This is a genomic window from Methylobacterium terrae (genome assembly GCF_003173755.1).
GTDB classification, from domain to species: Bacteria; Pseudomonadota; Alphaproteobacteria; order Rhizobiales; family Beijerinckiaceae; genus Methylobacterium; species Methylobacterium terrae.
Map to the genome: position 1 here is coordinate 1482563 of NZ_CP029553.1, position 22438 is coordinate 1505000.

Sequence of the window (22438 nt, forward strand, 5' to 3'; positions counted from 1 at the left end):
ACCACTCGTGATGATCCCCCTCCCATGACCCTCCTCCTCGACACGACCCTGCCGCGCAGCCTCGACGCGCTCCTCGCCCGGCCCTGGCCTGCGGGCGCGACGGTCGAGGCCTGGCTGTTCGAGGACGCGGAGAGCCGCCGCGCGGCCGAGCGCGCGCTCGCCGCCCGGGGCGTCGCGGCGCGGCTGCGCAGCGCCTACAAGCCGCTGCTCCACGCCTTCCTGGAGGAGATCGACCTGTCCGGCGTCGCCGCGATCGCGGTCGCCTATCCGGTGCACCCGGCCGCGGCGCCGCAGCGCTTCCTCACCGAGGCCTATCCGCTGGCCGCGCTCGTCGGCGCGGTCCCGCTCCGCTTCACCGCCCAGGAGCCGCGGGAGACCGACCTGCCGGCCTACGAGGTCCGGCTGACGCTGGCGAAGGGCGGGACCCGGGAGTTCGGCGTCCCGGCGCCGAACCGGCGCCACGCCGACGCCTTCGGCCGGGCGCTCCTGTCGCCGACCGGCTGGCTCGGCGACGGCGGGACGGGCGGGCGCCTCGAGACCGACTACGAGGCCGCCTTCGCGCAGGCCATGGCGGCGGTGACGGCCCACCCGTGGGGCGAGGCCGAGCCGTTCTTCGAGGAGCTGTCCGTCCGGATCGGGATCCCGGCCCGCGACCGGGCGCTGGCTTGCGGCGAGGAGGCCGTCAGCCTCGCCGAGGCCCTGCACGAGGATCTCTACTTCTCGCTCCTCGAGCATTTTCAAGCCCGCACCGGCCGCCCGCCGGGCGACCGGCACCTGCGCCCGGGCCAGATCGTGCCCGAGATCACGATCCGCGACGGTGCCGTGACCGTCACGGTCGAGACCCGCCCGCTCTGCGGCCCCGCCGACCCGCTGCCGGCGGCCGGCGCCGGGATCCTGGCCGCCGAGGACCTGCCGGCCCTCCTCGCCGCCCTCGGCGGCACCGCGCTCACGGCGACGGCGCGGTCGGGCCGCCCGGTGCTCGGCCGGTATGTCGGAGGAGACGCGCCGCGCGAACGGGCGGTGACGATCGGCTCGGGCCAGCATCCCAACGAGGTGACGGGCCCCGCCGGGGCGCTCGCCGCGGCCCGGGTGCTGGCCGCCCGCGACGGCGCGCACTTCACCGTCTCGCCGCTCGAGAACCCGGACGGCGCGGCGCTCCAGCGCCGCCTCGCGGCCGGGAACCCGCGCCACATGCACCATGCGGCGCGCTACACCGCGCTCGGCGACGACCTGGAATACCGGATTACCCCGCCCTTCCACGAGACCGCGATCCGGCACGAGGCGGAGCGGTGCAGCGGAGCCCTGCTCCACGTCAACCTGCACGGCTACCCGGCCCACGAATGGACCCGCCCGCTCTCCGGCTACCTGCCCTCGGGCTTCGAGACCTGGTCGCTGCCCCGGGGCTTCTTCCTGATCCTGCGCCACTGGCGCGGCTGGGCTCCGAGCGCGGAGGCGCTGGCCCTCGCCGTCACGGCGCGGCTCGCCGAGGATGCAGGCCTGATGGCGCTGACCCGGGCCCAGCTCGCTCTTAGCGCCCGGCACGCCCCCCTGCCGGAGCTGCGGACGATCAACGGGATCCCGTGCCTGATCGCCGAGGATGCGCGCCACCGCGTGCCCCTCACGCTGATCACCGAGTACCCGGACGAGACCATCGCGGGCGAGGCGCTGGCGGCCGGGATCCGGGTCCAGGCGCGCACGGTGCTGGCCGCCTACGACGCCTTCCAGGCGCTGGCGCTGCCGGAGGCGTGAGACCGGGGGGCGGACGCCGTGCGGGCACGGGGGGCGGGCTCTCTCCGCTCCCCGCGGGCGGTGGTCGCATCCACGCCTCGCCCCCCCGAGAGCGTCCGCCCTCTCGGATCGCGCGCGCCTCTCGTCCCCCTTGTGGCAGGACTGTCCGGGCAAGGAGGAGGCGCGGGTTTCCCCTCTCCCCGCGGGCGGGGAGAGGCTTGAGCACCCCTTGTCGGGTGCTCAAGGAGCCCGCAGGGCGAGGGTGAGGGGGTGGCTCCGGAGAAGCCTCATCCGGCACCACCCCCTCACCCTCGCTCCGGCTCCGCCTGCGCTCCTTTCGCCCCCGGCAAGAGGGGCGAAAGCCTCTCCCCGCCCGCGGGGAGAGGAGAGAACCCGCGCCATCCCCTTCCGCCGGACCGCGTCACCGCGCCCGGCCGGTCCTACGCCGACGGCCCGCCGACCTTGTCCTGCGTCTTCGTCTCGAAGTCGCTCGCGTCGTGGCGCTCGTGGAGCTGGTCGGCCGGCTCGCCGGTCAGGCGGTTGACCTTGCGCCCGCGCTGCACCGCCGGCCGGGCGAGGAGCTGGTCGGCCCAGCGCAGGACGTTCCGGTAATCCTGGACCGCCAGGAACTCGGCCGCGTCGTAGAGCCAGCCCTTCACCAGGCCGCCGTACCAGGGCCAGATCGCCATGTCGGCGATCGTGTAGGCGTCGCCAGCCACGAACTCGGTCTCGGCCAGCCGCCGGTCGAGCACGTCGAGCTGGCGCTTGGCCTCCATGGCGTAGCGGTTGATCGGGTACTCGAACTTCGTCGGCGCGTAGGCGTAGAAATGCCCGAAGCCGCCGCCGACGAACGGCGCCGAGCCCATCTGCCAGAACAGCCAGGACAGCGTCTCGGCCCGCGCGGCCGGCTCGGTCGGCAGGAAGGCGCCGAACTTCTCGGCGAGGTAGGTCAGGATCGCGCCCGATTCGAAGACCCGCACCGGCGCCGCGCCGCTGCGGTCGACGAGGGCCGGGATCTTCGAGTTCGGGTTGGCCTCGACGAACCCCGAGCCGAACTGGTCGCCGTCGCCGATGCGGATGAGCCAGGCGTCGTACTCGGCGCCGGCATGGCCGAGCGCCAGCAGCTCCTCGAGCAGGATCGTGACCTTCTGCCCGTTCGGCGTGCCGAGGGAGTAGAGCTGGAGCGGGTGCCGGCCGACGGGCAGCGGCTTCTCGTGCGTCGCCCCCGCGACCGGACGGTTGATGCTGGCGAAGCGGCCGCCGCTCGCCTTGTCCCAGCTCCAGACCTTGGGCGGGACGTAATCGGCTGAATCGGTCATGGGTCGCTCTCCGGGATCGTGTCGATGCGGCGGGTCGATGGACGCGGGACGCCGCCGTCCCGCATGTGGAGCGGTCCGACGCGGTGGGGTAGGTCGATCCGGGCCACGATCGCGTGGGCGCGGCGGGGCCATGCGGATCCCGCATGAGGGACGCCGCCGGTGCCGTCGCCCGGCCTCCCGCGAACCGGGCCCGCCCGTCAGGGCGCGGCCGATGCGTGGGGCGGGAGATGGAGGAGCACGGCCTCGACCTCCGGCGAGGGATGACGCGGATAGCGGGCCATCACGAGCGGGTCGTGGCCCGGAACGATCCGCTCGGGGTCGCCGGCGAGCCGCGCGAGGCTGCGCCAGCTCTCCATCATGGCGGCGATGTCGACGACGATCGGGAACGGATTCCGCTGGTCGAGGTTCGCGTAGAAATGCGCCGCGTCGGAGGCGAGGACGACCGGGCCGCGGGCGGTCTCGACCCGCACGCATTGCAGCCCGCGCGTGTGTCCCGGCACGGGATGGACCGTGACGCCCGGGGCGATCTCGCCCGCGCCGTCCGCGAAGGCGACCCGCCCCTCGTAGACGCGCCGCACCATGGCGCAGACATCCTCGACCGAGAAGGCGCCGCGCAGGCGCGCGTGGCACATGCAGCGCCCCGTCGCGTAGGCCATCTCGGCATCCTGGAGGTGGAAGGTCGCGTTCGGGAACGCCGCAAGGTTGCCCGCGTGGTCGTAGTGGAGATGGGTGACGACCACGTCGCGGATGTCGGCCGGTTCGACGCCGAGGCTGCGCAATCCCTCCACGGGGTGGCGCAGCATGGTCCGGCCGTATTCCCGGCAGGCGGGCCAGTCGAAGCCGGTATCGACGACGATCGTCCGGGCCTCGTCGCGGATCACCCAGACGAAGTAGTCGATCGGCATCGGCGCGTCGTGCGGGTCCCCGCCGGGCCCGGGCGGGTAGAGGAGGTTCGCCGAGGCCGGCCGGTCGTGGGTGGCGTAGCGCAGGGCGATCACCTCGTAGGCCGGCATCGCAAGCCCCCTCATTCGCCGGCCGGGCCGGGCCGGACCGCGAGGAACAGGTCGATCGCGGTGTGGTCCGCCCCCTCCCCGAGATCCGCCAGGGCGTCCTGCCACAGGGCGGCGACCGCCCGCGACAGGGGCGCCGGCACGCCCTCGTGGCGCGCGAGGTCGTCCGCCGTGCGCAGGTCCTTGGCCATCAGCGCCATGGAGAAGCCCGACGCGTAGGTCTTCGCGATCACGTAGGGCTTGAGCTTGACCTCGGTCGAGTTGTTGCGGCCCGTCGAGACGTTCAGGATGTCCGTCATCAGCCCGGGATCGAGGCCGAAGCTGGCGCCGATGCGCAGCGCCTCGCAGGCCGCGGTGAGGCCGGCGGCGGACACGTAGTTGTTCAGGGCCTTCATGGCGTGGCCGGAGCCGATCGGACCGGTCTCGAAGATCGCGCTACCCAGGCACTCGAGGAGCGGCCTCACCGCCGCGGCGGCGTCCGCGTCGCCGCCCACCATGATGGCGAGCGTGCCGTCGACGGCGCGCTTCACCCCGCCCGAGACCGGAGCGTCGATGAGCCGGATGCCCGCGCGCGCGAGGTCGTGGGCGAGGTCGCGCGTGCCGACCGGCGCCGACGAGCTCATGTCGATCGCGATCGCGCCCGGGGCGAGGCCGCCCGCGACGCCGTCCGGCCCGGCGAGGACGGCGCGCACCGCCTCCCCGTTGGGCAGCATCGTCACGACGACGCCCGCCCCTTCCGCCGCCTGCCGCGCCGAGGCCGCGACCGCGCCGCCCGCCGCCGCGAAGGCGTCCGCGGCGGCCGGCGAGGGATCGAACCCGGCGACATTCCAGCCCGCGGCGACGAGCCGGCTCGCCATCGGCAGCCCCATCTTGCCGAGGCCCAGGAAGGCGATGCGGGCGGAGGAGAGGTCGATGCTCATCGTGTTCGGTCCGATCCTGTCCGTCCTTCGTCCCCGGGGCGAATTGCCGGCGCCTCCCGCCGTCACGCCTTGTCGGGCACCGCCCCCTCGGCCTTCAGCACCTCGTGGGCGGCCTTGAACGCGTCGAGGCCGGCCGGGATGCCGCAATAGACGGTGGCGTGCAGGAGGATCTCCTTGATCTCGTCGACGCTGACGCCGTTGGCGAGCGCGCCCTTGACGTGCAGCTTGAGCTCGGCCGGCTTCGACAGGGCCGTCAGCATCACGAGGTTGAGCATCGAGCGCGTCCTGCGGTCGAGCCCGTCCCGGGTCCAGGCGTAGCCCCAGCACCATTCGGTCGTGATGCGCTGGAACGCCATCATGAAGTCGTCGGCCTTGGCGAGGCTGCCGTCGACGTACTCGGCGCCGAGCACCGCGCGGCGGACCTCCAGCCCCTTCTCGAACTGCTCGCTCTCGGCCATCGTCGCCTCCCGGATCGACCCGTTTTGGCGAGGCTATCAGGCAACGGGACCGATATCGACCGCGGCGCGCGGCGAAAATCGCCTCACGCGCCCGTCCCCTCCTCGCGCAGGAACCGCGCGAAGCGCGGGTCGCCCAGATACGCGACGTTGACCCGCATCATCGGCGGGCCGGCCGGCCCCTCGGGCAGGAACAGGCCGCCCGGCGCGATCAGGATGCTGCGCGACGCGGCCCGGCGCGACAGGGCGTCGAGGTCGCAGGTCTCCGGCAGGCCGCACCAGAGATAGTAGCCGCCCCGCGGCTCGCCGAAGACCGGCAGGCCGAGATCCTGGAGCACCGCCCGGCCCTGGAGCGCTGCCGCCTCGATCCGGCCGCCGAGGCGGCGCAGGTGGCGGCGGTAGCGCCCGCTCTCGATCAGGCCGTGGACGATCCCCTCGACGAAGCCCGAGCTGTTGACGCTCGTCACCATCTTGAGGTCGCGCAGGGCCTCCCGCACGTCGGGCCGCGCCGCGACGTAGCCGCAGCGCAGGCTGGCGGACAGGGTCTTGGCGAAGGTGCCGACGTAGATCACCCGCTCGAGCTGGTCGAGGGCGGCGAGCCGGGCCTGCCCCGCCGGCAGCACGTCGGCGAAGGGGTCGCTCTCGACGATCCGGAGGTCGAGGGCGGCGGCGCGCTGGAGCAGCCGGTGGGCGACCGGCAGGGTGAGCGAGCAGCCGGTCGGGTTGTGGGCGAGCGAGTGGGTGAAGAACAGCCGCGCCCCGCTCCCCCGCGCCATCGCCTCGAGATGGGCGACGTCCGGCCCGTCCGGGTTGCGCCGCACGCCGACGATTCGCGCCTTGGCGAGCCGCAGCTTGCCGAATAGCGGGTAGTAGCCGGGGCTATCCACCAGGACCGGCTCGCCCGGTGCCACGAACTGGCGGATGATCAGGTCGAGGGCGTGGTTGGCGCCTGCCGTCAGCAGCACCCCGTCCGGTCCGGCATGGATCGATCGCTCGGCGAGGAGCAGCGCCAGGCTCCGGCGCAGGGGCAGGTAGCCGTCCGGGCTGCCGTAGCTCTCGCTCGCCGCGGCGACCGAGGGCCTCGGGTGACGGCCGACCTCCGCGCTCTCCATCCAGGCCGGCGGCGGGCGCCCGTCGCCGACGCGCACGTCGTAGTGCCGGTTCAGCTGCTCGCGCAGCAGCCAGACGCTGTCGACCGCCTCGAGCGCCACGGGGCCGGGCGCCGCCGCCGGAGGCAGGGCCGGCCCTTGTGCCGAGACGTAGAAGCCCGAGCCCGGCCGGCTCGCGACCCGGCCCGAGGCGACGAGGCGCTCGTAGGCGTTGACGACGGTGTTCTTCGACACCGCGAAGGCGGAGGCCGCCGCCCGGATCGAGGGTAGGCGCTCGCCGGGGCGCAGGAGCCCGCGATCGATCCGCTCCGTCAGCCCGGCGACCACCTGCTCGACCCGGGTGCGGGGTTCGGGGGGCACGACCGTATCCATGCGGACGAGGGTACGGTCACTCCGGATAAGGTGCAAAGCGTTCCTTGTGGGCCGGATACGGATGGGTACGGTGGGGACAACGGGCAGGATCTAACGCGCCCGGACGAGGGAGAGAGCCGGTCCGGCCCGCCGCCAGGCGGGGCCGCCTCCTCGTCCGGCGCCGGCGGACCCGCCCGATCGCGACGCTGATCGGCGAGAGACCCATGCAGAGCACGACCCGGGCGAACCGCACCTCGCGCATCGCCGGCTTCCACAAGAAGACCCCGCGCGAGCGCCTCGACCTCGTCGCCGCCCATGCCGACCTCACCGCGTCCGAGGTCGCCCACCTCGCCGAGTTCGGCAACCTCAGCCCCGACCTCGCCGACCGGCTGATCGAGAACGTCGTCGGCACGATGACCATGCCGCTCGGCATCGCCACCAACATGCGGATCGACGGCGAGGACGTGCTGATCCCGATGGCGACCGAGGAATCATCGGTGGTGGCCGCGGTCTGCAACGCGGGCCGCCAGGTCTACGAGGACGGCTTCACCACCTCGGTCTCCGGCAACCTGATGATCGCCCAGGTGCAGGTCGTCGGGGTCAGCGACCCCTACGCGGCGCGCCTGCGCATCCTCGAGCAGCGCGAGGCGCTCCGCGCGCTCTGCGACGCCTGCGACCCGGTGCTGGTGCGCCTCGGCGGGGGCCTGCGCGACGTCGAGGTCCGGGTGCTCGACACGTTGGGCGGCCCGATGGTGGTGACGCATCTCATCGTCGACACCCGCGACGCGATGGGGGCGAACGCCGTCAACACCATGGCGGAGGCGGTGGCCCCGCACGTCGCCGGCTGGAGCGGGGGGCGGGTCTACCTACGCATCCTCTCGAACCTCGCCGACCGGCGGCTCGCCCGCGCTCACGCGGTCTGGCGCACGGACGCGATCGGCGGGCCGGAGGTGCGCGACGGCATCGTCAGCGCCTACCACCTCGCCGAGGCCGACCCCTACCGCGCCGCGACCCACAACAAGGGCATCATGAACGGCATCGACGCCGTGGTGCTCGCCACCGGCAACGACACCCGGGCGATCGAGGCCGGCGCCCACGCCTACGCGGCGCGCTCGGGCCGCTACACCTCCCTCACCCGCTACGAGGTCACGGCGTCCGGGGATCTGAGCGCCTCGATCGAGCTGCCGCTCGCCGTCGGCCTCGTCGGCGGGGCGACGAAGCTCCACCCGACCGCGCAGGCCTGCCTGAAGATCCTCGGCGCGACGACCGCCGAGCGCCTGGCGCGGATCATCGCGGCGGTGGGGCTCGCGCAGAACTTCTCCGCCCTCAAGGCGCTCGCGACCACCGGCATCCAGAAGGGCCACATGGCCCTGCACGCCCAGAACATCGCCATGATGGCCGGCGCCCTCGGCGAGGAGATCGAGGCGGTGGCCCGCGTGCTGGTGGAGCGGCGGCTGGTGCGCCTCGACGTGGCGCAGGAGGTCCTGGGGGAGATCCGCGGGGGGTGAGGGGCGGCCGTTTCCTCCTCATCTCCCATCCGCGACCTCATCCTGGGGTGTGGAGCGATCGACGATCGCGGAGCCTCGAAGGAGGGCTCCGGAGAGCGCTGAGTATTCCGGAGCCCTCCTTCGAGGCTCGTGTCACTCGCACCTCGGGATGAGGTCGCGAGTGGGACGAAGCAGCGCCCGCCAACACTGCAAAGACAAGCCGAACGACCGCCGAGCCAACGGCCGATCACACCGAAACGGGAGGACCATCATGCCGACACTCACCCGAACCGCCCGCCTCGCCACCCGCCTGCTCGCCGGGGCCGCCCTCCTCGTCGCCGCCGGCGCCGCCCGCGCCGAGATCGCCACCGTGAGGCTCGGCGTCCTCACCGACCTCAGCGGCTTCGCCGCCGATTCCACCGGCGAGGGCTCGGTGGTCGCGGCCCGGCTCGCGGTCGAGGACTTTCGCAAGGAGCAGCCGAAGATCAAGGTCGAGGTGATCCAGTCCGACCACCAGAACAAGCCCGATATCGGCTCGGCCACCGCCCGGCGCTGGATCGCCGAGGGGCAGGTCGACGCGATCCTCGACGTGCCGTTCTCCTCGGTGGCGCTCGCCGTGCAGGAGGTGGTGCGCGACTCGAAGGCCGCCTTCATCGCGTCCGGCCCCGGCACCTCGGACCTGACCGGCCCGAAATGCTCGGCCAACACCGTGCACTGGACCTACGACACCTGGGCGCTCGCCCACGGCACCGCCCTCGCGCTGGTGCGCGCCGGCAAGACCAAGTGGTTCTTCCTCACCGCCGACTACGCCTTCGGCCACGCACTCGAGGCGGATGCGGCGAGCGTGGTCAAGCAGGAGGGCGGCCAGGTGGTGGGCAACGTCCGCCACCCGACGGCCGCCGCGGACTTCTCGTCGTTCCTGCTCCAGGCGCAGGCGAGCCGCGCCCAGGTGATCGCGCTGGCGAACGCCGTCGGCGACACGGTCAACTCGGTCAAGCAGGCCGCGGAGTTCGGCATCACCGGCGGCGGCCAGGACCTCGCGGCCCTGCTGATGCAGCTCTCCGACGTGCACGCGATCGGCCTCAAGGACGCGCAGGGCCTCTACCTGACGGAGGGGTTCTACTGGGACACGAACCCCGGCACCCGCGCCTTCGCCGACCGCTTCGCCGCCCAGATGAAGGGCCGCCGGCCGACCGCCAACCAGGCCGGCGTCTACGCGGGGGCGCTCGCCTACCTGCGCGCGGCCGCCGCCGCCGACAGCACCGACGGGCGCACCGTCGTCGCCCGGATGAAGGCGGAGCCGACGAACGACCCGCTCTTCGGCGAGGGGAGCGTGCGCCAGGACGGCCGGCACGTCCACCCGATGTACCTGTTCCAGGTGAAGACCCCGGCCGAGTCGAAGGGCCCGTTCGACTACTACAAGCTCGTGCAGACGATCCCCGCCGCCGAGGCGTTCCGGCCGCTCGCCGAGGGCCGCTGCCCGCTGGTGAAGGCGCCGTGACCCGCCCCTCGCGCGTGCGGATCGTCGAGGTCGGCCCGCGCGACGGGCTGCAGAACGAGCCCGTCACCCTGCCGGTCGCCGCGAGGGCCGGCCTGATCGAGCGCCTGCTCGCCGCGGGCCTGACCTCGATCGAGGTCGGCAGCTTCGTCTCGCCGCGCTGGGTGCCGCAGATGGCCGACACCGCCGCGGTCATGGCGCGGCTGCCGCCGAACCCGGGCGGCCGCTACACCGTGCTGGTCCCGAACCTCCAGGGGTTCGAGGCGGCGCGGGCGGCCGGCGCGGACGAGGTCGCGGTCTTCGCCGCCGCCTCCGAGGCGTTCTCGCGGGCCAACATCAACTGCTCGATCGACGAGAGCCTCGCGCGCTTCGCCCCCGTCGCGGCGGCGGCGCGCGCCGCCGGGATCTCCCTGCGGGGCTACGTCTCCTGCGTCCTCGGCTGCCCCTACGAGGGGGCGGTGGCGCCGCAGGCCGTGGCGGAGGTGGCCCGCCGGCTCGTCGAACTCGGCTGCCGCGAGGTCTCGCTCGGCGACACGATCGGGGCCGGCACGCCGGACCGGGCCCGGGCCTGCGTCGAGGCGGTGGCGCTCCTCGTGCCGCCGGAGCGTCTCGCCCTGCACTTCCACGACACGCAGGGGCTGGCGCTCGACAACATCCGGGCCTGCCTCGACCTCGGGGTGAGCGTGGTCGATGCCGCCATCGCGGGCCTCGGCGGCTGCCCCTACGCCGCGGGCGCGACCGGCAACGTCGCCACGGGAGCCGTGGTGGCCGACCTCGCGCGCCTCGGCATCGCGACCGGGGTCGACCCCGCGCGCCTCGCCGAGGCCGGCCGCTTCGTCACCGACGCGCTCGCCCGCGCCCGCGCCGGGCCGGCATCCGGGTGAGACCCGCTCACTCCACCGCCGACCGATCGGCGGGCGGGTCGACGACCGTGATCGGCAATCCCTCGTAGCGGGCCTTCAGCTGCAGGGCGAGGTAGCGCGAGAAGTGGCGCGATTGCTGCAGGTTGCCGCCGTGGAACCAGAGCCCTGCTTGCGCGGTCGGCGTCCACATGTTGCGCAATTCGCCGTGCCACGGGCCTGGATCCCGGGCCGTGCCCGAGCCGATGCCCCAGCACGGGCCGACCCGCGCGGCCACCCCGGGCGAGATCAGCCGCGCCGCCCAGTCGGTCATCGGGCCGTAGCCGGTGGCCGAGACGACGAGGTCGGCGGGGAGAACCGTGCCGTCGTCGAGCACCACCGCGTCCTCGGTCAGATGGCTCACGCCCCGGCCGCTCTCGAGCCGGATGTCCCCCGAGGCGATGAGGCCGGAGGCGCCGACGTCGATGTAGTAGCCCGACGCCCGGCGCGGATACATCAGCCCGATGCCGGTCTCGTCCTCGCCGAAGGTCAGGAGGAACCCGGCCTTCTCGAGCGCGGCGTAGAACGCGGCATCCTCCTCGCGGATGCGGCGCATCACGGGACGCAGCATCGCGGGCAGCAGCCCGTAGGGGGTCGAGGCCGCGATGAGGTCCGCCCGGTCGGCGTCGATCCCGGCGGCGACCGCCTCCTCCGAGTAGAGCGGGCGGCCGTGGCGCTGGAGGCTCTCGGCCCGCACCACGAGGGTCGCCGAGCGCTGCACCATCGTGACGTCGGCCCCGTGCTCCCACAGGTCGGCGGCGATGTCGTGGGCGGAGTTGTTCGCGCCGACGACGACGCAGGCCTTGCCGGCAAAGCCCGCGCCGCCCGGGTGGCGGCTCGAATGGTGGTGCGTGCCGCGGAAGCGCTCGGCGCCCGGCCAGGCCGGCTCGTTCGGCAGGCCCGACAGGCCGGTGGCGAGGACGAGGTGCGCCGGGCGCAGCGCCAGGATCTCGCCGTCGCGCTCGACCGCGACCGTCCACTCGGCCCGTCCCTCGTCGTAGGTCGCCGACCGGCAGGTGGTCGAACTCCAGAGATCGAGCTCCATGATCGAGGCATAGGCCTCGAGCCAGTCGCCCATCTTGTCCTTGGGCGTGTAGACCGGCCAGTGCTCCGGGAAGAGCAGGTACGGCATGTGGTCGTACCAGACCGGATCGTGCAGGCAGAGCGAGCGGTGGCGTCGCCCGGCCGGGGCAGGGCGTCGACGACGAGCGTCGGCACGCCGAGGCGCTTGAGCCGGGCCGCGAGCCCGAGCCCGCCCTGCCCGCCGCCGACGATCAGGCAGTAGGGCTGGCGGTCGAGGCCGAGGCGCGCGTCGTCGGCGCGCCGGTCGGCCCAGGTGCGCCGGTCGCGGATCGCGCCGTGCGCGGTGCCGGCCTCGCGGGTCGGCCCCCGGCGCTCCTCGAACCCCGTCAGCTCGCGCAGGGTGGTGAACAGCGTGCGGGCGCGCCCGTCGACCAGCCGGACCTGGCCGAGGCCGCGCCCGAGGCGCGTCTCGAAGCGGAACCACGCCTCCACCGTCCCGCCGCTGCGGGTGGCCGGGCGCTCGAGGGTGAAGCCGCGTGCGCGCGTGGCGGACGCGGTCGCCGCCGCCCGGTCGCGGATCGCCGGCCGGCCCTCGACCGTGGCGATGGTCCAGGTGAAGGCGACGAAGTCGCGCCACCAGCATTCGGGGGCGAACAGATCCGCCACCGCGGCGGCGCTGTCGCCCGACAGGCTCCGCGCGAAACGGTCGAGCCAGTCTTGGGCGACCGTGCCCGGATCGGCCTCGTTCGACATCGGCGTCTCCATCCGGCTCAGCGTCTTCTGCCCCCCGCCCCGCCCGAGAACCGGTCGAGGGCGTTGCGGGTGACGCGCTGGGTGAAGGGGTCGTGGCGGGTCAGCCCCATGACCCACTCGCAGGAGCCCGCGGTCAGCACCTCGCCCTTGCCGCGCGGCATGCCGACCAGCATGCCGGACCCGTACTGGAACTGGCGCCGGGCCACCGGGTATTCCTCGGCCGCGAGTTCGGCGAGGCCGTTGAGGTCGCCGTCGCGCACGTAGTAGCGCGTGCCCTCGCCCTCGTGCTCGTACTCGAACAGCACCGCCGGGCTCATCGCCAGGATCTCGATTCCCTCCGGCACCCCGGGCGCCGGCACCGGATAGGGCAGGCCCTGGCGGAAGGTGTAGTCGAGCCCGTCGACCTCGTAGCCGAAGATGCCGGCCTCGGCCCCGAACACGTCGGCGTAGCGCAGGTCGGTGCCCGCGAAGGCCCAGTGCTCCGGTCGGTAGACCGTGAAGCCGCGGGAACCCCGCGGCGCGAACCCGCCCCAGCTGCCGTACATGCCGTGGCAGCCGTTGACGCCGACCGTCGAGGCGCCGGGCCAGGCGACGCCCCCGCTCTCCCACGACGCGGTCAGCAGGTGCCTCCTCGCCGGATCGTCCCGCACCGGGTCCTGGGTCGGCGCCTTGAACTTCCAGCAGACCTGCCGGCCGCCCTCGTCCTCGAGCCGGATCTGCCACAGGAAGTTGCCGCCGAAGCGGGCAAAGCCCCCTCCCCGCTCGACGAAATCCTCGACGGTCTTGCGCATCTCCCACGACCAGTACTCGTCGTGGCCGCAGGTGACGAGGCAGGCATAGTCGTCGAGGATCTCGGGCCGGTAGTGCAGGTCGGTCTGGGTCACGACGTCGAAGGCGTAGCCGACGCTCTCGGCCCAGACGGCGAAGTGGCGGTCGAACTGGGCCCAGCCGGCGGCGGCGTAGTACTGGCCCCAGCCGCCGGAATAGCCCCACTCCTTGGACGGGTAGCGGGTGACGTCGTTCATGTCGGGCAGCGGCGAGACGGTGATGCGGGCCGCCCCCTTGGGCAGCCAGAGCATGCCGCGCGTCCAGGGCCGCTTGAGGCTGAGGATCGGCGAGCCCTCGTTCCGGTTCGGGCCCCAGGTGCCGAAGTAATGGTTGGCGCCGCCCCAGTCGTTGTAGGCGGTCCAGGTGCCGGTGGCGAGCATCAGGAGGATGCGGCCCGACCGCGTCGCCTCCGTCGGCCGCACGACCACGAAATGGTGCTGGACGAAGCGCTCGCCGTCGCGGCGCCGGCAGGTCGACACCACCCGGTAGAGGCCCGAGCGCGCGGCGTCCGGGATCCGCCAGGCATGGACCACCGGCCAGTCGCAGCCGTCCCGGTAGGCGGTCTCGGACGTTGTCGTGAAGGTGCCCGGCAGCTCGAAGGCCTCGTGCACCATCTCGGGCGAGAATCCGTCGCGGTAGATCTGGATCGACCAGGTCTCGGCCGTGGTCGAACCGTAGAACTGAACCGTCTCGCCCGGATCGAACGACATCCGGTCGGTGCAGACGAAGACCTCGGCGAGGTCCGGATCCTCGCGCGGGAACTGGAAGCGGTAATCCGACAGGAAGTGCTCGTCGGCGTAGCCCTTGCGCACCGCCCAGGGCTTGACCGCGTGGGAGCCGTTCTCCGGATGGGCGAAGGGGGGTTTCGTCATGGCCGTGGGCTCCGTTCGGGCGGTACGGGGGCGGGCGCCGCTTCGAGGTTCGCGAGGTGGCGCACCAGCCGGCGACCGCCCTCGATCAGGTCCTGGCGGATCGCCATGCGCAGGGCCGGCGCGTCGCGGCGGCGCAGGGCGTCGAGCACCGCGAGGTGCTGGTGCTCCTCGGCGTAGGTCGGCCGCGCCGCCGGATAGAGCTCCGACAGCATCGGGCCGATGCGGATCCAGAGGCCGTGCAGCACCTCGGTCAGCGTCGTCATGCCGGAGAGCTGGTAGAGCCCGAAGTGGAAGTCGACATTGGCGTCGAGCGCCACCGGCCAGTCGCCGCCCTCCTCGGCGGCGACGAGGCGGGCATGCGCCGCCTCCAGCGCGGCGATTCCGGCCTCGTCGATGCGCGGCAGCGCGCGCTCGGCCGCCATCGGCTCCAGTTCGAGGCGGATGTCGCGGACCTCCAGGTACTCGGCCAGCGACAGCCGGCGGACCCGGATCAGGGCGCGGGGCTTGATCTCGATCGCGCCGTCATGGGCGAGGTGCACCAGCGCCTCGCGGACCGGCGTCTCCGAGGTGCCCATCTGGCGGGCGAGGTCGCGGACCTTGAGGCGGTGATGCGGCGGCAGCTCGCCCCGCATCAGGGCCGTGCGCAGGCGCGCGTAGACGCTGTCGGACAGGACCGTCGCGTCGTCCTCGGCGATCATGGGGTCTCGACGATCATAGGGCCTGCACCGCTCACGCGGCCCGGGACCGGGCGAGCGCCTTGAACGCACCCTCCGTCGCGTCGAGCGCCCGGTCGACGACCTCGGGCGTGTGGGCGAGCGACAGGAACATGTTGTGGCGGTGATGGAGGTAGACGCCGCGATGCAGGGCCTCCAGGCAGAACGCCTCGCCGAGCGCGGCCTCGGGATCGTCGCGAAACAGCATCACGGGCATCGCCGGCGGGCCGGTGACGTCGAGGGCGAAGCCGTGGCGGGCGGCCTGCTCCTCGAGGCCGGCCCGGAAGCGCAGGCCGGCGGCCTCGAGGACCCGGGGGGCGTCGACGCGCCTCAGCTCCTCGAGCGTCGCGACGGCCGCCGCCATCGGGGCGCCAGCGTACCAGAACGAGCCGGTCACGAAGACCCGGGAGGCGGCATCGCGGAACCGCTCGGTGCCGGTGACGGCGGCGAGCGGCTGGCCGTTGGCGATCGCCTTGGAGTAGCCCGCGAGGTCGGGCCGCACGCCGACCCTCTCCCAGCTGCCGCCGAGGTCGAGCCGGAACCCCGCCCGGACGTCGTCGACGACGAGCGCCGCGCCGGCCCGGTCGCAGGCCGCCCGCGCCGCGGCCGCGAAGGTGCGGGACGGCAGTTCCTGCGCCTGGCCGATATCGTGCCGGAAGGCCGAGACGACGATCGCCGCGAGGTCGTCGCCGGCATGGAGCACGGCCTCCTCGAGGCTCGCGACGTCGTTGTAGCGGAAGTGCAGCAGGTGGGCGCGGTCCTCCGCCGTGACGCCGAGGAGCGAGGGCGAGCACCACGGCACCGCGCCGTGATAGGCGCCCTGCGCGACCAGCACCTTCCGGCGCCCGGTCCCGGCCCGCGCCAGCGTCACGCAGGTCGTCATCGCGTCCGAGCCGTTCTTCTGGAACATCGCCCAGTCGGCGTGCGGGATCGTCGCCACCAGGGTCTCGGCCAGCTCGACCGCGTGCGGCGTCGGGCCGTCGAGGCAGTCGCCGCGATCGAGCTGGCGCCGCACCGCCTCCGACACCGCCGGATGGCGGTGGCCGAGGATGATCGGCCCCCAGGCGCACATGAAGTCGATGTAGCGGCGCCCGTCCGCATCCTCCACGAAGGCGCCGTCGCCCCCGACGAAGAATTGCGGGTAGCCCCGCGGCACGGCCGCCGCGCGCTGGTGCCCCCACATCCCGCCCGGGATCACGGCGGCGGCGCGGGCCCGCAGGTCGGCGTCGCTCATCCCCGGCCGCTCAACCACGCTTGCCATCGGACAGGCTCCTTCGCGCTCGCCGTCGGCGCCGTGCGTCCGCCATCGGATATATCAAGCATCCCCCGATGCCCGGAGATGTCAAGCGAGCCGCCCCGAGAAAGCCATCGAAAAATCGACTAACTCGGCGACGACCGATGCCGGCATCGGGCCGTTCGGCGAGAAAGCCGTCCCGCCCGCGCAGCCGACGAGACACCTTCCGCGTCGTTTCGGGCCCGCGCAGCGGAAGCCGAAATCAGGAGCGGCCGACCGGACAGAATAGAGCGGGACACGCCTCGCCCGATTTTGTTAGATCTGAACGTCCGGAGCGTGGGCTCCGCTGCGCAGCCCCGGGCTGACGAAGATCCCGCCGGGTCGAATCTCCGCCTCGACCACGCCCCCGGATCCGTCATCGCCGGATTTGCCCACCTGACGGGCGCCCTCACGTCGAAATTTGTGCTTTGAAATTCGGCCAGGATCCGCTTCAATGATATATCGCTGCAGCCGAGAGGGGGACGGATGCTCGCCATCGGGGCCATCGCAGGAGGGTCGGCCGCGACCGCCGCGACCACGGGCGCGGCGATCAGCATCCGCGGCCTGACCCGCCGCTTCGGATCGGTGGTGGCCGTCGACGACGTCTCGCTCGAGATCGCCGCGGGCGAGTTCGTCGCGCTCCTCGGGCCCTCCGGCTCGGGCAAGTCGACCGTGCTGATGAGCCTCGCGGGCTTCGACCTGCCGGATGCCGGCCGGATCCTCATCGGGGGCGAGGATTGCACGCGGCTGCCGCCGCACCGGCGCAACATCGGCATGGTGTTCCAGCACTACACGCTGTTCCCGCACCTGAGCGTCGCCGACAACGTCGCCTTCCCGCTCAAGATGCGCGGGCTTGCCCGCGCCGAGCGCCTGGCCCGGGCCGAGGCGGCGCTCGCGGTGGTGCGGCTCTCGGGCTTCGGGGCGCGCATGCCGCGCCAGCTCTCGGGCGGGCAGCAGCAGCGCGTCGCGCTCGCCCGCGCCATCGTCTACCGGCCGCGGGTGCTGCTGATGGACGAGCCGCTCTCGGCCCTCGACAAGAACCTGCGCGAGGAGATGCAGATCGAGATCAAGCGGCTGCATTCCGATCTCGGCATCACCATCGTGTTCGTCACCCACGACCAGGGCGAGGCGCTGACGATGGCCGACCGGGTCGCGATCCTGCGGGCCGGGCGCGTGCAGCAGATCGCCCCGGCCCGGACCCTCTACGAGCGGCCCGCCAACCTGTTCGCGGCCGGCTTCATCGGCGACATGAACCGGATCGCGACCGCGTGGGACGGGCGGGCGGCGCACCTCGCCGGCCGCGCGCTGCCCTTGGGCGCCGAGGCCGCGGTCTCGGCCTTGCCGCCCGGCCCGGCGATCCTGGCGGTGCGGCCCGAGCGGGTCGGCATCGCCGCCCCCGACTCGTCCGGCGCCCTGCCGGCCACCGTCACCGACGTGGTCTACGGCGGGGCCGGCACCCTCGTCATCGCGACGCTCGACGACGGCGCGCCGGTCCGGGCGCGGGCCCCGAGCGCCGACCTGCCGCCGCTCGCGCCCGGCGACCGCGTCGGGCTCGTCGTCCCGCCCGGCGCCGCCCTGCTCTATCCGGCGGACGCGCCGTGACGGCCGTCCGGACCGGCTTCCTCGGGGCGGGCTTCCTCGCGGGGGGCCTCTTCCAGGCCCGCGGGCGGCGGATGTCGAAGGCCGCGATCGTCGGCCTGATGCTGCCGTTCTTCTCGCTGCTGTTCCTCGCCTTCCTGTACCCTCTGATGAGCCTGATCGCGATCTCGCTCACCGAGCCGCAGCCGGGCCTCGCCAACTACGCCCGGGTGTTCCAGAACCCGGTCTACGCCACGGTGCTGCTGCGCACCCTGCGCATCGCCCTCCTCGTCAGCGTGCTGTCGCTGATCCTGGCCTTCCCGGTCGCCGCCCTGATGGCGCGCGCGAAGGGGCCGAAGCTCGCGCTGATCACCGCCTGCATCCTGTTGCCGTTCTGGTCCTCGGTGCTGGTGCGCACCGCCGCCTGGGCGGTGCTGCTCCAGCGCAACGGGCTCGTGAACAATGCCCTGACCGGGCTCGGCCTCGCGGACGCGCCGGTGAAGCTCCTCTACACGCAGGGCGCCGTGGTGGTGGCGATGACCCACGTGCTGATGCCGTTCATGGTGCTGCCGATCTACGGGGCGCTGCGCAACATCCCGCCCGACCTGGCGCGGGCGGCGGCGATCTGCGGGGCGGGCCCGGCCCGGGCCTTCCGCGAGGTGACGCTGCCGCTGGCGCTGCCCGGCGTGACCGGCGGCTTCATCCTCGTGTTCCTGTCGGCGCTCGGCTACTTCATCACCCCGTCGCTCCTCGGCTCGCCGCAGGAGATGATGATCGCGACGCTGATCTCGCAGCAGATCCGCGAGAACCTCGACTGGCCCTTCGCGGCGGCCCTCGTCGGCGTCCTGACCGTGTTCGTGACCGGGATCACGCTCGCCTTCGGCCGGCTCTTCCGGTTCGACCGGCTGATGGGGGCGCGGGCGTGAGGCCGCGCATCCCCGCCCTCGACGCGGCGGTCGCCGCGATCCTCGCCTTCGTGCTGGTGCCGATCCTCCTCGTCCTGCCGATGGCCTTCAGCGAGACGACCTACCTCGCCTTCCCGCCGAAGGGCTTCACCACGCACTGGTTCTCCGAGTTCTTCGACGACCGGCGCTGGATGGGCGCGTTCCGGTTCAGCCTGGAGATCGCCGCCGCGACCGCGCTCCTCGCGACGACGATCGGCACCATGGCGGCCTACGCCACCTTGCGCGGCGCCGGCGCGATCGGGACGGTCTTCCGGGCCCTCCTCGTCGGGCCGATCGTCGTGCCGCACATCGCGCTCGCCGTGGCGCTCTACCTGTTCTTCCAGAGAACCGGGCTCGGCGGCACCCGCCTCGGCTACGTGCTCGCGCACGCGGTGATCGCGATGCCGTTCGTGGTGTTCACCGTGACGGCGGCGCTCGCGAGCGTCGACCCGGGCCTCGAGGACGCGGCGATGATCTGCGGCGCCTCGCGCTTCACGGCCTTTCGCCTCGTGACGCTGCCGCTCATCCTGCCGAACGTGGTGTCGGGCGCGCTCTTCGCCTTCATCATCTCGTTCGACGAGCCGGTCGTGGCCTTCTTCCTCGCCGGCATCCGCGACAAGACCCTGCCCCGGATGATGTTCGACGACATCGAGCAGAACCTGACGCCGGTGATCCCGGCGATCGCCGTGCTGCTGACGGCCCTGTCGATCGTCGTCCTGGTCAGCGCCGCGCTCCTGCGCCGGCTGAGCCGGAGAACGACCGCACCCGCCGGCGGGTGAGCGACGCTGAGATCCGCGTCGCGAAGCGATCGAGCGGATTTCGTACGAGCAGAGATCGGGTCCATGGCCCGGCACAGGAGGTCCCTCGTGACGCTGAAACGGATGATCGTCGCCACGCTCGCCGCCGCGGTGATCGGCGCCGCCCTGCCGGCCGCCGCCGACGAGGTGGTGATCGCCACCACCGGCGGCCTGATGCGCAACACCCTCGAGAAGCTGGTCTACCGGCCCTTCGCCAAGGCGACGGGCACCGAGATCGTGCCCTTCGACATCGAGGTGCCGGACCAGTGGGCCCGCGCCGAGGGCATGGTGCGCACCAAGCGCGTCGAGTTCGACATCGTCACGGCGACCGGGCCCGACCTCGTCAGCCGCGCCGACATGCTGATGGACGTTCCCTGCGGCGACCTTCCCCACGTCAAGGAATACGCCCTGCCGGGCGCCTGCCAGCCGAAGGGCGTGGCGCGCACCACCGGCGGCATGGTGCTGACCTACAACAAGACCGCCTTCGGCGGGCGGGCGCCGAAGACCTGGGCCGATTTCTGGAACGTGACGGAGTTTCCCGGGCCCCGCGGCCTGCCGGATACCGGTGATCGCGACTGGTGGGTGCCGGCGGTCGCGCTGCTCGCCGACGGCGTGCCGAAGGACAAGCTGTTTCCCCTCGACCTCGACCGCGCCTACGCCAAGCTCGACCGGATCCGGCCCCATGTCGCCGTGTGGTGGAAGACCGGCAACCAGGTCCAGCAGATCATGCGCGACGGCGAGGTGGTGATGACCATGTCCTATTCGGGCCGGTCGCTCGCCACGATCAAGGACGGCGCGCCCTTCGCCATGGCCTGGGACGGCGCCTTGCGCGACACCGGCTACTTCGCGATCCTCAAGGGCGCGCCGAACCCGAAGGGCGCGCTCAAGTTCATCGACTACTTCTACGAGACCTCGGCGAGCCACCCGGCCTTCATGCGCGCGGTCGGCTACGCCACCTCGTCGTCGAAGGGCCTCGCCGGCCTGCCCGAGGACGAGCAGACGCTCTACGCGACCTATCCGGCCAACTATGCCGGCCTCGTCGATCCGGACTTCAAGTGGATCGGCGACAACCGCGACCGCCTGCGCGCGCGCTGGACGGCATGGCTCACGAAGTAGCGCCGTCGCGGCCCCCGGCGGGGCATCGCGGAGGATCCGTCTTGGCCTGAGCGGGCGCGGGGCACGCGCGTGCCGCCGAAGCTCGCCACCCTGTGGCGGAAGGCCGGGATCGGCCGCCCGAGGCGGGACCGGGGCCACGCAGGTCTCGGCGTGCCGCGGATCACCGCGGCGGTCTCGGGATCCTCGCGCATCGGCTCGGTGTGGAAGCGCCGCGCGCTCGACGGGACATCCCGCCTCGCACCGTCCCGTCGAGGGCGAGCCCGGCGGGCGTGGGCGTGGCGGCCCGCGCGTCCGTCGGCGTGATGGGGAGGCCGTCCCCGGACCGGACGCCGGCATCGTCCGCGCGGCCGTGGTTCAACCCCTGCTCCTCCAGGCCCCCGCTCCTCCAAGCCCCTGCTCGTTCAAGCCCCTGCTCGTTCAAGCCGTGGACGATCCGCAGACCGCATCATGCATTGCTCCCTCGCCCGTGTTGCGGATTCCGGATATCGAACCCGAGCGATAGATCTTGAATTCACAGGATGACGCCGGCAGGCACCGGCATCCGCCAGAAATATATTCGAAGATATAATCGCACAATTCAGGAAAGACCCATGCAGATCGGGATCATCGCGGACGATCTCACCGGCGCGGTGATGGTCGCCGGCGCCATCGAGGCGGCCGGCATCGCCGCCCCGGTGGTGCTGGACGGCTCGGCTCCCGGCGCATCGGGGTCCGGCATCGTGATCTACGCAACGCGCACGCGCCTCGCCCCGGCGGCGGAGGCGGTGGCGGAGGTCGCCCGGCTCGCCGACCGGCTCGACGCGGCGGGCTGCGCGCAGGTCGCCTACAAGGCCTGCGCCACCTTCGATTCCACCGATTCCGGCAATATCGGTCCCGTGGCCGACCTGCTCGCCGCCCGCTACGGGCAAGCCCCGCTGCTGCTGAGCGCCGGGCTGCCGCGCTTGGGCACCACGGTGCACCAGGGCTACCTGTTCTACCGGGGCCGGCTGGTCACGGACTCGATCAAGCGCTTCGATCCGGTGACGCCGATGAGCGATCCCGACCTCGTCCGCAGCCTCGGCCGGCAGACGCGCGCCCGCATCGTGTCGCTGCCGCACCGCTGGCTCGCCGCCGGGGCGGAGGCCGCCGCCGACGCGCTCAATGATCTCGTCGCCGACGGGGCCGAGATGGTGCTGATGGATTGCAGCGACGACGCCGACGCCGCCACGGGCGCGCAGCTTGCCCGCGCCCACCGCGCCACGGTCGGCAGCGACGCCCACATCGTCGCCCTGGCGCTCCTGCGCGGGGTGCGGTCGCAGGGGACGAGCCCGCGCCATGCCGTGGACGGGCCGGGCGCGGTGCTGGTGGGCAGCGTCGGGCCCGTGGCACAGGCGCAGCTCGCCGCCTTCGCGGCCGAGGGCCCGGTCCTGACGATCGACATCGCCGACGACCGCCCCGAGGCGGCACTGGTCGCCGGGGCGCTCGACCGGGCGGACGGGCTGATCGGCGACCGGCCCCTCGCCGTCGCGACGACGAGCGATGCGGACGGGGTGGCGCTGGCCCAGGCGCGCCACGGGGCGATGGGCGCGGCGCGGCGCGCCGAGCGGATTCTCGGCGCGGTCGCCGCCGGGCTCGTCGCCCGCGGGGTGCGCCGCCTCGTCGTGTCGGGCGGCGAGACCTCCGGCGCGGTCGCGGCGGCGCTCGGGATCGCCCGGGTGCGGGCCCTGCCCGAAGGCGCGCTCGGCGCCGGCTTCTGCCTCGCCGAGGCGCCGGTGCCGCTGTCCCT

At 73.2% G+C, this 22438-nt stretch carries 17 protein-coding genes and 1 pseudogene (1 of these 18 only partly in view); 9 read left to right on the forward strand and 9 right to left on the reverse strand.

Annotated elements, in window-relative coordinates:
* Positions 1 to 24 precede the first annotated feature (24 nt).
* On the forward strand, positions 25 to 1749 hold the full coding sequence (locus tag DK419_RS06635; protein WP_109958385.1) for a M14 family metallopeptidase: 1725 nt from the start codon (positions 25 to 27) through the stop codon (positions 1747 to 1749).
* A gap of 419 nt (positions 1750 to 2168) precedes the next feature.
* Here the strand turns inward: DK419_RS06635 and yghU are convergent, their stop codons facing one another.
* The 5 genes from yghU to DK419_RS06660 all read right to left on the reverse strand — a co-directional run bounded on the left by yghU (position 2169) and on the right by DK419_RS06660 (position 6901).
* Complete coding sequence (gene yghU, locus DK419_RS06640) at positions 2169 to 3047, reverse strand: glutathione-dependent disulfide-bond oxidoreductase (protein ID WP_109958386.1); 879 nt, start codon at positions 3045 to 3047, stop codon at positions 2169 to 2171.
* Between the two features lie 197 nt (positions 3048 to 3244).
* Positions 3245 to 4060, reverse strand: a complete 816-nt coding sequence (locus DK419_RS06645; protein ID WP_109958387.1) for an N-acyl homoserine lactonase family protein — start codon at positions 4058 to 4060, stop codon at positions 3245 to 3247.
* A gap of 11 nt (positions 4061 to 4071) precedes the next feature.
* Positions 4072 to 4977 carry an NAD(P)-dependent oxidoreductase gene (locus DK419_RS06650; protein ID WP_109958388.1) on the reverse strand — a complete coding sequence of 302 codons (906 nt, stop codon included), beginning with the start codon at positions 4975 to 4977 and terminating at the stop codon, positions 4072 to 4074.
* Between the two features lie 62 nt (positions 4978 to 5039).
* Positions 5040 to 5435 carry a carboxymuconolactone decarboxylase family protein gene (locus DK419_RS06655; protein WP_109958389.1) on the reverse strand — a complete coding sequence of 132 codons (396 nt, stop codon included), beginning with the start codon at positions 5433 to 5435 and terminating at the stop codon, positions 5040 to 5042.
* 83 nt (positions 5436 to 5518) lie between these two features.
* Positions 5519 to 6901, reverse strand: coding sequence for an aminotransferase-like domain-containing protein (locus tag DK419_RS06660; protein WP_245442856.1), 1383 nt, complete (start codon positions 6899 to 6901; stop codon positions 5519 to 5521).
* A 215-nt stretch (positions 6902 to 7116) separates the two neighbouring features.
* Between DK419_RS06660 and DK419_RS06665 the strand changes: the two genes are divergently transcribed.
* From DK419_RS06665 to DK419_RS06675, 3 genes are all read left to right on the forward strand, one after another.
* Positions 7117 to 8400 carry a hydroxymethylglutaryl-CoA reductase, degradative gene (locus tag DK419_RS06665; RefSeq protein ID WP_109958391.1) on the forward strand — a complete coding sequence of 428 codons (1284 nt, stop codon included), beginning with the start codon at positions 7117 to 7119 and terminating at the stop codon, positions 8398 to 8400.
* 250 nt (positions 8401 to 8650) lie between these two features.
* Positions 8651 to 9880: an ABC transporter substrate-binding protein gene (locus DK419_RS06670; protein ID WP_109958392.1), complete on the forward strand. Its 1230-nt coding sequence runs from the start codon at positions 8651 to 8653 to the stop codon at positions 9878 to 9880.
* Positions 9877 to 10761 (forward strand): hydroxymethylglutaryl-CoA lyase, encoded by an 885-nt coding sequence (locus tag DK419_RS06675; RefSeq protein ID WP_109958393.1) that lies wholly within the window; start codon positions 9877 to 9879, stop codon positions 10759 to 10761. The genes DK419_RS06670 and DK419_RS06675 overlap by 4 nt, the downstream gene beginning before the upstream one ends.
* A 7-nt stretch (positions 10762 to 10768) precedes the next feature.
* Here DK419_RS06675 and DK419_RS29965 read toward each other — a convergent pair.
* The 4 genes and pseudogenes from DK419_RS29965 to DK419_RS06695 all read right to left on the reverse strand — a co-directional run bounded on the left by DK419_RS29965 (position 10769) and on the right by DK419_RS06695 (position 16226).
* Positions 10769 to 12552: pseudogene (locus DK419_RS29965) on the reverse strand (NAD(P)-binding domain-containing protein).
* A 17-nt stretch (positions 12553 to 12569) separates the two neighbouring features.
* Entirely contained in the window at positions 12570 to 14252 is a 1683-nt protein-coding gene (locus tag DK419_RS06685; RefSeq protein ID WP_109958394.1) for a N,N-dimethylformamidase beta subunit family domain-containing protein, read from the reverse strand.
* Positions 14249 to 14950 (reverse strand): GntR family transcriptional regulator, encoded by a 702-nt coding sequence (locus DK419_RS06690; protein WP_109958395.1) that lies wholly within the window; start codon positions 14948 to 14950, stop codon positions 14249 to 14251. Before DK419_RS06690 ends, DK419_RS06685 begins: the two co-directional genes overlap by 4 nt.
* Before the next feature lie 31 nt (positions 14951 to 14981).
* Entirely contained in the window at positions 14982 to 16226 is a 1245-nt protein-coding gene (locus DK419_RS06695) for an aminotransferase class III-fold pyridoxal phosphate-dependent enzyme (protein ID WP_109958396.1), read from the reverse strand.
* Between the two features lie 498 nt (positions 16227 to 16724).
* Here DK419_RS06695 and DK419_RS06700 point away from each other — a divergent pair, with 498 nt between their 5' ends.
* From DK419_RS06700 to DK419_RS06720, 5 genes are all read left to right on the forward strand, one after another.
* Positions 16725 to 17840: an ABC transporter ATP-binding protein gene (locus DK419_RS06700; protein ID WP_109958397.1), complete on the forward strand. Its 1116-nt coding sequence runs from the start codon at positions 16725 to 16727 to the stop codon at positions 17838 to 17840.
* Positions 17841 to 17911: 71 nt separating this feature from the next.
* Complete coding sequence (locus DK419_RS06705; RefSeq protein WP_109962162.1) at positions 17912 to 18742, forward strand: ABC transporter permease; 831 nt, start codon at positions 17912 to 17914, stop codon at positions 18740 to 18742.
* Positions 18739 to 19539, forward strand: a complete 801-nt coding sequence (locus DK419_RS06710; protein WP_245442858.1) for an ABC transporter permease — start codon at positions 18739 to 18741, stop codon at positions 19537 to 19539. Before DK419_RS06705 ends, DK419_RS06710 begins: the two co-directional genes overlap by 4 nt.
* A 63-nt stretch (positions 19540 to 19602) precedes the next feature.
* Positions 19603 to 20673: an extracellular solute-binding protein gene (locus DK419_RS06715; protein WP_109958398.1), complete on the forward strand. Its 1071-nt coding sequence runs from the start codon at positions 19603 to 19605 to the stop codon at positions 20671 to 20673.
* Between the two features lie 590 nt (positions 20674 to 21263).
* A protein-coding gene (locus DK419_RS06720; RefSeq protein WP_109958399.1) for a four-carbon acid sugar kinase family protein crosses the window boundary here: on the forward strand, positions 21264 to 22438 show its 5' portion. It continues 73 nt past the right edge of the window; the window shows 1175 of its 1248 coding nt (coding positions 1–1175); it begins with the start codon at positions 21264 to 21266; the stop codon falls past the right edge of the window.

Bases quoted from the DNA above. Each gene is read 5' to 3' on its own strand.
- DK419_RS06655 (WP_109958389.1), bottom strand. From the start codon at position 5,435: ATGGCCGAGAGCGAGCAGTTCGAGAAGGGGCTGGAGGTCCGCCGCGCG.
- DK419_RS06700 (WP_109958397.1), top strand. From the start codon at position 16,725: ATGCTCGCCATCGGGGCCATCGCAGGAGGGTCGGCCGCGACCGCCGCG.
- DK419_RS06695 (WP_109958396.1), bottom strand. From the start codon at position 16,226: ATGGCAAGCGTGGTTGAGCGGCCGGGGATGAGCGACGCCGACCTGCGG.
- DK419_RS06665 (WP_109958391.1), top strand. From the start codon at position 7,117: ATGCAGAGCACGACCCGGGCGAACCGCACCTCGCGCATCGCCGGCTTC.
- DK419_RS06685 (WP_109958394.1), bottom strand. From the start codon at position 14,252: ATGACGAAACCCCCCTTCGCCCATCCGGAGAACGGCTCCCACGCGGTC.
- yghU (WP_109958386.1), bottom strand. From the start codon at position 3,047: ATGACCGATTCAGCCGATTACGTCCCGCCCAAGGTCTGGAGCTGGGAC.
- DK419_RS06715 (WP_109958398.1), top strand. From the start codon at position 19,603: ATGGCCCGGCACAGGAGGTCCCTCGTGACGCTGAAACGGATGATCGTC.
- DK419_RS06670 (WP_109958392.1), top strand. From the start codon at position 8,651: ATGCCGACACTCACCCGAACCGCCCGCCTCGCCACCCGCCTGCTCGCC.
- DK419_RS06635 (WP_109958385.1), top strand. From the start codon at position 25: ATGACCCTCCTCCTCGACACGACCCTGCCGCGCAGCCTCGACGCGCTC.
- DK419_RS06650 (WP_109958388.1), bottom strand. From the start codon at position 4,977: ATGAGCATCGACCTCTCCTCCGCCCGCATCGCCTTCCTGGGCCTCGGC.
- DK419_RS06705 (WP_109962162.1), top strand. From the start codon at position 17,912: ATGTCGAAGGCCGCGATCGTCGGCCTGATGCTGCCGTTCTTCTCGCTG.
- DK419_RS06645 (WP_109958387.1), bottom strand. From the start codon at position 4,060: ATGCCGGCCTACGAGGTGATCGCCCTGCGCTACGCCACCCACGACCGG.
- DK419_RS06690 (WP_109958395.1), bottom strand. From the start codon at position 14,950: ATGATCGCCGAGGACGACGCGACGGTCCTGTCCGACAGCGTCTACGCG.